General features: G+C 56.7%; 9 protein-coding genes. 4 read left to right on the forward strand and 5 right to left on the reverse strand.

Translation table 11 applies throughout. The features are described 5' to 3' along the window. Positions 1 to 28: 28 nt before the first annotated feature. The 4 genes from CPH17_RS09500 to prfB form a co-directional block, all read right to left on the reverse strand. Positions 29 to 1,432 (reverse strand): MFS transporter, encoded by a 1,404-nt coding sequence (locus tag CPH17_RS09500; protein WP_096299298.1) that lies wholly within the window; start codon positions 1,430 to 1,432, stop codon positions 29 to 31. An 87-nt stretch (positions 1,433 to 1,519) separates the two neighbouring features. Then, positions 1,520 to 1,906: a hypothetical protein gene (locus tag CPH17_RS09505; protein ID WP_074397517.1), complete on the reverse strand. Its 387-nt coding sequence runs from the start codon at positions 1,904 to 1,906 to the stop codon at positions 1,520 to 1,522. A 62-nt stretch (positions 1,907 to 1,968) separates the two neighbouring features. Continuing rightward, the gene (lysS, locus tag CPH17_RS09510; protein WP_074397518.1) at positions 1,969 to 3,480 is read right to left on the reverse strand and encodes a lysine--tRNA ligase; all 1,512 of its coding nucleotides are present in this window, start codon (positions 3,478 to 3,480) and stop codon (positions 1,969 to 1,971) included. Positions 3,481 to 3,514: 34 nt separating this feature from the next. Further along, positions 3,515 to 4,613, reverse strand: a protein-coding gene (gene prfB / locus CPH17_RS09515; RefSeq protein WP_156524129.1) for a peptide chain release factor 2 whose coding sequence is annotated in 2 segments (ribosomal slippage) — positions 3,515 to 4,537 and positions 4,539 to 4,613 — 1,098 coding nt in all. Because the reading frame shifts where the segments join, the coding sequence is not laid out codon by codon here. Between the two features lie 221 nt (positions 4,614 to 4,834). On the opposite strand from prfB, the gene CPH17_RS09520 reads away from it, so the two are divergent. The 4 genes from CPH17_RS09520 (at position 4,835) to CPH17_RS09535 (ending at position 9,923) form a co-directional block, all read left to right on the forward strand. Next, positions 4,835 to 6,409: a peptide ABC transporter substrate-binding protein gene (locus CPH17_RS09520; protein WP_096299300.1), complete on the forward strand. Its 1,575-nt coding sequence runs from the start codon at positions 4,835 to 4,837 to the stop codon at positions 6,407 to 6,409. Positions 6,410 to 6,489: 80 nt separating this feature from the next. Continuing rightward, positions 6,490 to 7,419 carry an oligopeptide ABC transporter permease OppB gene (oppB, locus tag CPH17_RS09525; protein WP_074397521.1) on the forward strand — a complete coding sequence of 310 codons (930 nt, stop codon included), beginning with the start codon at positions 6,490 to 6,492 and terminating at the stop codon, positions 7,417 to 7,419. After that, entirely contained in the window at positions 7,412 to 8,290 is an 879-nt protein-coding gene (locus tag CPH17_RS09530) for an ABC transporter permease subunit (protein WP_096299302.1), read from the forward strand. The genes oppB and CPH17_RS09530 overlap by 8 nt, the downstream gene beginning before the upstream one ends. 19 nt (positions 8,291 to 8,309) lie before the next feature. Further along, positions 8,310 to 9,923 carry an ABC transporter ATP-binding protein gene (locus tag CPH17_RS09535; RefSeq protein ID WP_074397523.1) on the forward strand — a complete coding sequence of 538 codons (1,614 nt, stop codon included), beginning with the start codon at positions 8,310 to 8,312 and terminating at the stop codon, positions 9,921 to 9,923. Between the two features lie 80 nt (positions 9,924 to 10,003). Here CPH17_RS09535 and CPH17_RS09540 read toward each other — a convergent pair whose 3' ends face one another. Then, entirely contained in the window at positions 10,004 to 11,356 is a 1,353-nt protein-coding gene (locus CPH17_RS09540) for an OmpP1/FadL family transporter (RefSeq protein WP_074397524.1), read from the reverse strand. Between the last annotated feature and the right edge of the window lie 52 nt (positions 11,357 to 11,408).

Below are 11,408 nucleotides of genomic sequence, written 5' to 3' on the forward strand. Positions count from 1 at the left end.
AGGTCGGAAACCCTTCCATTGTACGCGCTTACTGGCCGCCAGACGATGCCCGGCGCGCAACCAGCGCGCGCCGGGCCAGTGACACCCGCGAAAGGCTCGCCAGCAGCGCCAGCAGCGTGGTCGCGGCCCCCAGCCACAGCGTTATCTGCACGGGCGAACCCAGTGCCAGTGCAGCGCCCACCAGGGCGACCCCCACCGATTGCCCTACCGTGCGAGTGGTGCTCATCACCCCGGACACGTTGGCGCTGCGCTCTGGCGGCAGGCTACCCATCATTTCGCGGTTGTTAGGTGGTTGGAAGAGCCCAAAGCCAATACCGCACAGTGCCGTGCGCCATAAACTGCCCGCCACACCGGTTGATTCATCGACGAGCGCCAGGGCGATTAGTCCGATGATCAACAACACCAGGCCAGTACTGGACAGCACACTGGGGTTAATACGGTCGGCAAGCCGCCCGGCTAGCGGTCCGACGACCATAATGGCCAGTGGCCAGGGGGTGAACAGCCAAGCGGTTTCCAGCGGTGAAAAGCCCATCTGCTCCTGGTAGAAAAACGACAGCGCGACAAACGTCAGTCCCTGGCCAATAAACGCCAGCCCCGAGGCCGAAACCGCCAAGGTAAAGCGCTTTTCCGCGAACACGCTTAGCGGTAATAACGGATACGGTGCGCGCCGCTGACGGGCAATAAACAAGCCGCAGGCCGTCACCGCGAGCCCTCCCCAGCCAGCGCTTTGCCATACCGGTGCGGCGTGGCCTACGGCATCCATGGCCAAGAAGAAGCTTGCCAGCATCAACATGGAAAACAACGCACCCAGTACGTCAAAGCTACCCTGGCGTGGCGTTTCCCGGGGGAGCGCTCGGCTTGCTAGCCACAGCGAGCACACACCTAGCGGTACATTCAGCGCGAACAGCCAGGGCCAATCGGCAAACGAGAGAATCACGCCACTTAACGTAGGGCCTGCGGCATACCCACCGGCCACCACCAAGGCACTGAGCCCTAATGCACTACCCAGCAAGCGCGAGGGGAAAATCGCCCGATAAAGCGACGGCCCAATGGATAGCGTCGCGGCTGCTCCCAAGCCCTGTAAGGCGCGAAACACCAGCAGTGTTTCCAAGTTGCGCGACAGGGCCGCTCCCAGCGCGGCCATCACAAAGATTGCCACGCCAAACAGATATAGCCGCCGACGGGTTACCAGCTCACTAATACCGGCAAACACCAGCAAGAACGCAGCGCACACTACCTGAAACAAATTGGTGATCCACACCGACCGGGAAGCAGGTATATCAAGATCGGCCGCAATGGTGGGCAAGGCAAGGTTAATCATGGTGGTATCGACCACCGCCATCAGTGTACCCGTGACCAACGCCAAGACAGCCAACGCTCGCTCGCCCCCTGGTAGGCCATCGTCGCCGGGTCGGGTTTCAAACAGTCGCATGCGGGTGAGTTCCTAAACGGCCCCATTGAAACAGCGAAACCGGCAAAAGCCGGCTTCACGATACGCTTACGTCACATCGACAACGCGCTAGTCTTGCTCGTTATCCAGTAGCAGCGCATCATCGACGTCAGATATTTCAAGGGCCGTGTCATCATCAAGGTCGATAGCGAGGTAGCTATGCTCGATGCGTAAAAAGGTTTGAAACAGCGACCAATCAAGCTTCTCCGGCCACTGGCGTTCATCCTCTTCCCAGGCACGCAGCTCGGTCTCAAGAATTTCCACGTAGCGTTCGCGGACAAAGGTTTCAAGCGCTTCGGGTGTATCCATCTCTGGAATCAGATACACCGTGCTTTCATGTTCGACGTCGTCCAGGGTCAGGTCGTCGTCTCCCATGGTGGGTTCGAGCGCATTGATCCAGTCCACAAAGGGCTGGGTCGGCCTGACGCTCAGGGCAGAGCGATTTAGCAGTTTCATGGGATTCTCCTCGCCGTCGAAACGTGGTCATTATGGGCGCTAAATCGCGCCCTTACCAACTTTTAGTCCACTTCGGGACGCATCGCCGGGAACAGCAGTACGTCGCGAATCGAGGGGCTATCGGTAAACAGCATCACTAAACGGTCGATACCAATGCCCTCGCCCGCTGTTGGCGGCAGGCCATACTCCAGCGCACGCACGTAATCCGCGTCAAAGTACATAGCTTCCAGATCGCCGGCGTCTTTCTCGACGGCCTGCTCGCGGAAGCGCTCAGCCTGGTCTTCGGCATCGTTAAGCTCCGAGAAGCCATTGGCAATTTCACGCCCACCGACAAAGAACTCAAAGCGGTCGGTGACAAAGGGGTTGGCATCGTTGCGCCGCGCCAACGGGCTGACCTCAGCCGGGTACTCGGTGATGAAGGTGGGCTGGTCGAGCTTGTGCTCGGCGACTTCTTCAAAGATTTCGGTCTGGAGCTTCCCAAGCCCCCAGCTGTCCTTGACCTTGATGCCGCATTTTTCCGCCAACGCCCGCGCGGCGTCGAGGGAACCCAGATCGCTGTCGGCAATGCCGTCGCCGTGGTCGAGTATCGCCTGGCGCAGGGTCAGGCGGTTGAACGGCTGGCCGAAGTCGTAGCTGGCCCCCTGGTACGCAATCGTGGTGGTGCCCAACACTTCTTGTGCGGCCGTACGCAGCATCGCTTCGGTCATGTCCAGCAGGTCGCGGTAATCCGCGTAGGCCCAGTAGAACTCGACCATGGTGAACTCGGGGTTGTGCCGGGTGGACAGCCCTTCGTTGCGGAAATTGCGGTTGATTTCAAAGACTTTTTCAAAGCCGCCGACCACCAGGCGCTTAAGGTACAGCTCCGGGGCAATGCGCAGGTACATGTCGATATCCAGCGCATTATGATGGGTGATAAACGGACGCGCTGCCGCGCCGCCGGGGATCGGCTGCAGCATCGGCGTTTCGACTTCCATAAAACCGCGCGCCTCAAAGAAGCGGCGCATAGAGCTGATCACCGCCGCGCGAGTCTCGAACACCTTGCGCGACTGCGGGTTCATGATCAGATCGACATAGCGCTGGCGATAGCGGGCTTCCTGGTCGGTCAGTCCGTGAAACTTATCCGGTAGCGGGCGCAGGCTCTTGGTCAGCAACTGCGCCTCTTTCATCATCACGTACAGGTCACCCTTGCCGGACTTATGCACGGGCCCACAGGCAGCGACGATATCGCCAATATCCCAGCTTTTGATGTCGTCGAGCACGTCGGCGGGAAGGCCTTTCTTGTCGACGTAGAGCTGGATCTGGCCCGCCACATCCTGAATCACGATAAAGGGGCCACGCTGGCGCATCACACGCCCTGCCACCGAGGCGTGATGGTCCAGCGCCTCAAGCTCTGCCTTATCCTTTTCGCCCAGCGCATTGTGCAGCTCGACGGTTAAGCTATCGCGGCGGAAGTCATTGGGAAACGCACTCTTACCTTGCGCGGCAGCACTTTCGCGACGCGCAGCTAGCTTGGCACGTCGCTCAGCGATGAGGTGGTTTTCGTTATCTGCGGAAGACGCGTCTTGATGAGCCATCGGGCACCCTGTTAATGATCAAACCCTGAAAAGATTACAAACCTTGCTTGAGGCTGGCGACGATAAACTGGTCCAGATCGCCATCGAGCACTTTTTCACAGTTGCTCGACTGGACATTGGTGCGCAGATCTTTGATGCGCTGATCGTCGAGCACGTACGAACGAATTTGACTACCCCAACCAATATCGGCTTTGGAGTCTTCCGCCTGCTGCTTGGCCTCGTTACGCTTCTGCATCTCGTGCTCCCACAGCTTCGCCTTCAACTGCTTCATGGCGAAGTCGCGGTTGGCGTGCTGGCTGCGCTGGTTTTGACAGGCCACGACTATGCCGCTCGGCTCGTGGGTAATCCGCACCGCTGAATCGGTGGTGTTAACGTGCTGGCCACCTGCGCCGCTTGAGCGATAGGTATCCACGCGAAGGTCGGCAGGATTAATTTCCACCTCAAAGCTATCGTCGATTTCCGGCGATAAAAACACCGATGCAAAGGAGGTATGCCGACGACCACCCGAATCAAACGGGCTTTTGCGAACCAAGCGGTGCACGCCGGTTTCAGTGCGCAGCCAGCCGAAAGCGTAATCACCCTGAATATGTAGCGACGCCGATTTAATCCCGGCTACATCGCCTGCGGAAATTTCGATAATTTCTGCTTTGAAACCGTGACTTTCTGCCCAACGCAGGTACATGCGCAGCAGTATATTGGCCCAGTCCTGAGCTTCGGTACCGCCGGAGCCCGATTGGATGTCCAGGTAAGCGTTGTTCTCGTCCATTTCGCCGGAGAACATGCGCCGGAACTCGAGTTTTTCCAACGTCTTTTGCAGGCTGTCGAGTTCTTTGCGCACCTCGTCGACGGTACCTTCGTCGTCTTCCATTTCCGCCAACTCAAGCAAATCACGGCTATCGCCTACGCCCTGCTCAAGGTCATCAATAGTGGCCACGATGGTTTCAAGGGAGGCACGCTCTTTGCCGAGCTTCTGCGCATAGTCGGGATCGTTCCAGACATTGGGATCCTCAAGCTCGCGAGAGACTTCTTCTAGCCGATCTTTCTTCTCGGCGTAGTCAAAGATACCCCCTGAGGACGTCTGTCCGCTCAGACAGGTCCTTGATCTGGAGGTGAATCGGATTAGTTTCCAACATGGAGTGTTCTGGCCTTAGTCGGTAAAAATTTAGTTAGTAAGAATAAGGTTTAAAAGAAAGAAGCGCATTGTAACGAAATTGGCCTCCAACAACCATTGGCACCGTCGCTATCGAAATTCTGTATAGCTACATGTGTAATTTCTGATAGACACCTGATTTTGGGCGGTGCTAGTACTTAATTGTCAAACAATCGTATTAGGACAATTTTTTGAGGGAACAACATGACAAAAACTCACACTCTGGTGGGCGCTGCCATAATGGCGCTAGGCTTTGCAGCCCCTCTGCAAGCAGACACACTTCGCTTAGCCATTATGGGCGAACCCGCATCGCTTGATCCGCATAAAATTAGCGGCACCTGGGAAAACGATGTGGTGGGCGACCTTTTTGAAGGGCTTGTCACTGAAGCCGCCGATGGCTCGCGCATCCCCGGCGTTGCCAAATCCTGGGAAATCTCCGATGACGGCACGGTATACACCTTCAAACTGCGAGATGATGCCAAGTGGTCAGACGGTGAGCCCGTGACGGCTGAGGATTTTGTCTTCGCTTTTCAACGCATTCTATCGCCCGATACCGCCGCTGATTACGCCTATCTCCTGTATCCCATTAAAAACGCCGAAGCCGTCTATGCAGGCGACGCCGAGACAAGCGACCTGGGTGTCGAGGCGCTAGATGCTGCCACCCTGCAAATCACTCTCGAACGTTCAACGCCTTATTTTTTGGATCAGCTTTCCCACTATACCGCCTACCCGGTACCCAGCCATACGGTAGAGACGCACGGCGACGACTGGTCGCGTCCCGGCAACATGGTCTCCAACGGCGCGTTCCAGCTCGAGGAATGGCAGTCGCAAACGCGTATCAGCGCATCGCGCAACCCCCATTTTCACGACGTGGACAATGTGGCTCTTGAAGAAGTCGTCTATTTTCCTATCGAAGAACGTAATACCGCGCTGAACCGCTTCCGCGCCGACGAGATCGATATCGCTCGGGAGTTTCCCACCCAGCAGTACGACTGGCTGAAGGAGAACCTGCCCGAAGCCGTGCAGGTAGCACCCTACCTCGGCATTTATTACTACGCTTTCAATGCCCGCGACGGCCATGCAACCTCTGACCCGCGCGTCCGTGAAGCGCTTAGCCTGGCCGTTCGCCGCGAGGTCATCACCGATCAGATACTCGGCACCGGCGAAGTGCCTGCTTACAGTTTCGTTCCACCCGATGTCAGTCACTATGAAGCGCCCACCGCTGACTTCGCCGAACTCTCCCAGGATGAGCGAATGGCACGCGCCCAGGAATTGCTCCAAGAGGCAGGCTATGGCCCGGACAATCCGCTGGAGCTCATGCTGCGTTACAACACCAGCGAGGATCATCGCAAGGTCGCCATCGCCATTGCTGCCATGTGGAAGCCACTGGGCGTTGAGGTCGAGCTGTATAATTCGGAGGTCGCCGTTCACTACGCGGATATTCGCCAAGGCGATTTCGACGTTGCCCGGGCCGGGTGGATTGGTGACTACAACGACGCGCAAAATTTTTTAAGCCTGTTGGAAAGTGGCGTGTCGAATAACTATGGCGCCTATAGCTCGCCCGAATTTGATGAGCTAATGAGCGAAGCTGCCAATACCCAGGACCTGGATGAGCGAGCCGACATCATGGCCGAGGCAGAGACCCTGGCCTTGGAAGATAGCGCAACGCTGCCGCTCTATTACTATGTTTCGCGCAACCTTGTCAGCCCCGACCTGGCCGGCTGGGAAACGAATATCGAAGATATCCACCGCTCGCGCTGGATTGAATTCGACGAGTAATTCCCTTCATCGCGTCTTTATGTGACACGACTGACCGCCGTTAAATCCTCAGGCTTCGGCCTGAGGAGCGAGGCTCGATCATGCTTAGCTATACGTTTAAACGCTTACTCCATGCGATCCCGACGCTATGGATTGTCATTACCCTATCGTTCTTTTTAATGCACCTCGCCCCCGGCGGGCCTTTCGACGGCGAGCGTCAACTCCCGCCTGAAATCGAGGCCAACCTGATGGCTTCTTACGGCCTGGACAAACCCGTCTGGGAACAATACGTCACCTACATGGGAAACCTGCTGCAAGGCGATCTTGGCCCCTCCTTCAAATACAAGGATTTTTCGGTCACCGAACTCGTCGCCCAAGGCTTTCCTGTCAGCCTTGAGCTTGGTCTGTGGGCGATAGGCCTGGCACTTCTAGTGGGCATTCCCATGGGAGTGGTTGCCGCGCTTAAACGCAACTCCACCGTGGATTATATTGTGATGGGGTCGGCGCTGGCCGGTGTGGCCATTCCCAACTTTGTGGTTGCCCCACTATTGGCGCTGGTCTTCGGGGTCTTTCTGGCCTGGCTACCCGTCGGCGGTTGGGACGATGGCCATTGGCAAAATATGATCCTGCCCGTCGTAGCGCTTTCCATTCAGCAGATTGCATATATCGCTCGGATGATGCGCGCCAGCATGATCGAAGTACTGGGCAGCCATTTTGTCCGCACGGCACGTGCCAAAGGCCTCAGCGAGAGCGAAGTCATCTTCCGCCACGCCCTGCGTCCGGCCATGCTCCCGGTCATCTCCTACCTAGGGCCCGCCATTGCCGGGATTATTACCGGCTCGGTGGTCATTGAGCAGATTTTTGGAATACCCGGGATTGGCCGCTATTTCGTCCAGGCGGCGCTCAATCGCGATTATACCCTGGTGATGGGCACCGTCGTCTTTTACGGCGGTCTGATCGTGCTTCTCAACCTGATCGTCGATCTACTCTACTCGGCTCTGGATCCGCAAATTCGCTATGATAATGAATAATGCAACCTCGGCCCCGCCGGTCGCCAGCAACAGCCTGGGGCGTGAAGCGTGGCGTCGACTCCGTCAAAACAGTGCTGCAACCACCAGCCTAGTACTTCTCATCCTCATTACCCTGGCCTGTTTATTCGGCCCCTGGCTAACCCCCTGGGCACTTGATGAAGTGGACTGGAACGCCTTCCAGGCTCCACCCGATTTCGACAGCGGCCACTATGCGGGCACTGACGCCAATGGCCGGGACCTACTCACCCGGGTATTGCACGGGGGACAGATTTCACTCTCCGTCGCCTTGGTCGCCACCCTTGTTTCGCTGGTGATCGGCGTTCTTTACGGCGCGATTGCTGGCTACGTAGGCGGCCGGGTCGACAACCTGATGATGCGCTTTGTCGACATTATGTACTCGCTGCCCTTCATGTTCATGGTCATCCTGCTGATGGTCGTGTTCGGACGCAACATACTGCTGATCTACGCTGCCATTGGGGCCGTTGAATGGCTGGACATGTCGCGCATTGTGCGCGGACAGGTACTCGCCTTGAAGCGACGCGAGTTCGTCGAAGCCGCCCATGCACTGGGCGTAAGCAGTTTCAAGATCGTCACACGCCACCTGATCCCCAACGCCATTGGGCCAGTGATTATCTATGTCACCCTTACCGTTCCTAAGGTCATTTTGCTGGAAAGCTTCCTCTCCTTTCTGGGCCTCGGCGTTCAAGAGCCCCTGACCAGTTGGGGAGTACTGATTAGCGAAGGCAAAGACATGATGGAAACGGCACCCTGGATGCTGATAGTGCCCTCTGCATTTCTAGCCACCACGCTGCTGTGCCTTAACTTTTTGGGGGACGGTCTGCGTGACGCCCTTGATCCCAGGACGCGCTAGGACAATGCAAGGAGGCTGTATGCCAAAACCAATACTGGAATTCGACCGTCTGCGGGTCGACTTCGACCTTCCCAATGGCTCCGTCACGGCCGTCAAAGACGTTAGCTTTACCCTGCATCAGGGCGAAACGCTCGCGCTCGTCGGCGAGTCAGGCTCGGGCAAGTCGGTCACCTCGACCGCCGCGATGGGCCTGCTGCCTGAACTGGCGCGCGCCACCGGCACCATTCACTGGCATGGCGGGCCGGGCAATGAAAACCTGATTACCGTCAACCGCAAGCGCCTGCGGGCGATTCGTGGTAATGAGATCTCAATGATCTTCCAGGAACCGATGACCTCGCTCAATCCCATGCACCGCGTGGGTCAGCAAATTCGTGAAGTACTGCATAAACACACGCCCTTGCGGGGGAACAATGCTTATCTGCGGGTAGTAGAGCTACTCGAACAGGTAGGGATACCCGAGCCCAAGCGCCGCATCGATAGCTACCCCCACGAGCTTTCCGGCGGTCAGCGCCAGCGGGTAATGATTGCCATGGCGCTGGCCTGTGAACCTCAACTGCTGATTGCCGATGAGCCGACCACCGCCCTTGACGTCACGGTGCAAGCGCAGATACTCGCGCTGCTTAAAGACCTCCAGGCCCGTTATGGTATGGCGATTCTGTTTATCACTCACGATTTAGGGGTTGTTCGTCATTTAGCCGATAGCGTGTGCGTCATGCAACACGGCGAAATCGTCGAAGCAGGGGCCACCCAGACGTTGTTTAAAGCTCCTCAACACCCTTACACCCAGATGCTGATTAACGCCAACCCCAGTGGCCATAAGGCAGCCGTTCCCGACTCAGCGCCCGTTCTGCTTACTGCGCAACACATTGGCGTTCGTTTCCCGATCAAGAAACACCTGTTTGGCCCCAACCGCTATTTTGAAGCGGTGAAAAACATCGACCTCTCGCTGCGCAAAGGACAAACCCTAGGCATCGTGGGCGAATCGGGCTCAGGCAAAACCACCCTAGGCCGCGCGCTTCTTCGGCTGGTGAAAAGTCACGGCAAGGTACATTTCGATAACATCGACGTTGGCCAGCTTGACCGCGCGGGAATGCGGCCGCTGAGATCGCGTATGCAAGTGGTCTTTCAAGACCCTTTTGGCTCGCTTTCTCCACGCATGACCGTGGGCGAGATTATTGGCGAGGGGCTTCGCGTTCATCAGCCGCTACTCGGGCGCGCCGAACGCGACACCGAGGTTATCCAGGCCCTTGAAGAAGTCGCCCTGGACCCCGCCCACCGTCACCGCTACCCCCATGAGTTTTCCGGCGGCCAGCGGCAACGCATTGCCATCGCCCGAGCATTGGTCGTCAAGCCTGAGTTCCTACTGCTTGACGAACCCACCTCCGCCCTTGATCGTTCGGTACAAATGACCGTCATAAAGCTGTTACGCGATTTACAACAACGTCACGGATTGACCTACTTATTTATTAGTCATGACCTGGCCGTTGTTCGAGCACTGGCAGATGAGGTCATCGTGATGCGCCAGGGCGAAATCGTCGAGCAAAACGACACCCAATCACTGTTCAACGCCCCACGCCAAACCTATACCCGCGAACTGATGCGCGCGGCTTTCCTGGATAGCCCAGCGGCATAAGTGGCAGCCCAAACGTTAGCGCTCGTTTAATAAAAAACCCGGCCAAGGCCGGGTTTAGGTCGTTTTTGCTGACTAACGCGCTAGAAGCGATAGGTCATCTGAGCACCGAAGCCATGGGCTTCGTTTTTGTAGTCGGCGGAGTAATTAGCTCCTCCAACTGGTTGGTCACCTGTCGCCGGACTTGCTAGCAGATCACTGCGCTCCTGGCTAACGGAGGTGCCTCGCTCGGTCAGGTATGAGTAGGCCACATCGATGGTCAAGTCATCGGTTGGGCTCCAGCCTGCCCCCAGTGAGAAGATGCGGCGGTCGTCCGAAGGGATACGAACGCTTCGGTCGTTATCATTGCTCGGCGTATTGTCCAGCGTTACCCCCGCACGCAGGGCGAGCGTCGGCGTCAACTGATACTCACCACCCGTGGCAAAGGCCCAGGCGTTAGAGTAGTTTTGCTGCTCGTTGGTGATTTCGTTGCCCTGGCTACCGGTCACCGAAATCTCTTCAAACTGGCTCCAACGCACCCATGAGGCGCCGAACATCAGCTTCAAGCGATCGGTCATCTGCTGCGTCAGCGAGAAATTGACCGTTTCAGGCGTGGTCAAGTCCAGATTAGCTGAATCTGACTGCACTATATTGCCCATCGGATCGGTAGCGCTAAAGTCACCCTCCAGCTCGTAATCAACCTTTGAGCGATACGTTAAGCCTAAAGTCGTTTCAGGTGCTGGCTGATAGATAACACCTAAATTGTAACCCCACGCCTCATCATCGCCATCTACACGTGAGTCAATATCAGCATTTGGGTTATAAGTTTCTTCAGAGGGAAGCTGACGACGAAGTTCTCCATCCACTTGGTTGTAAGTAATCCCGGCACCCAACGACCACTGATCGTTGAAACGATAAGATACCGTGGGCTGAGCACTCATTACTGTGATTTCGGTATAGTTACCAAAGTAGCGGCCCTGGAAGTCATCTTCATAATCAGTCTTTGAACCAAAAGGCGCGTAAACACCGAAACCAAAGGCCAGCTTTTCATTGACCGGATGGGCATAAAACCCGTAGGGGATAGTAGAGCCAGGCACCATATCGCCATCGTTGCCGCCCGGAATACTGCCCGCAGGGACTTGATTGCCCGTAGGCGTTCCACCTTGAGCGACGCCTGCATCCACTGTGCGGCTAGCTTCCACATTAGAAAGCTCACTATCGACATTTAGATAGGTCGCACCTGCTGAAAATTGGGCTCGATCCAAAAACGACATACCCGCTGGGTTGCCGTACACAATGGTCGCGTCTTCCACGTTAGAGCTGCGGCCCGCATGCCCATACCCCTGGCCGCTCACGCTCTGCTCATTGATTTGATAACCACCCGCTTGGGCTTGGCTTGCGAAGGCGGCCGTGGCGACGGCAACTGCCAGAGTGAGCTTGTTAAATTTATTATGCATAGTGGGCCTCTTTTCCCAATGATCCGACGGGATGGTGACCATCCGTCATACT

Origin of the sequence: Halomonas sp. hl-4, assembly GCF_900215475.1 — a bacterium.
In the GTDB taxonomy this organism is placed as follows: Bacteria; Pseudomonadota; Gammaproteobacteria; order Pseudomonadales; family Halomonadaceae; genus Vreelandella.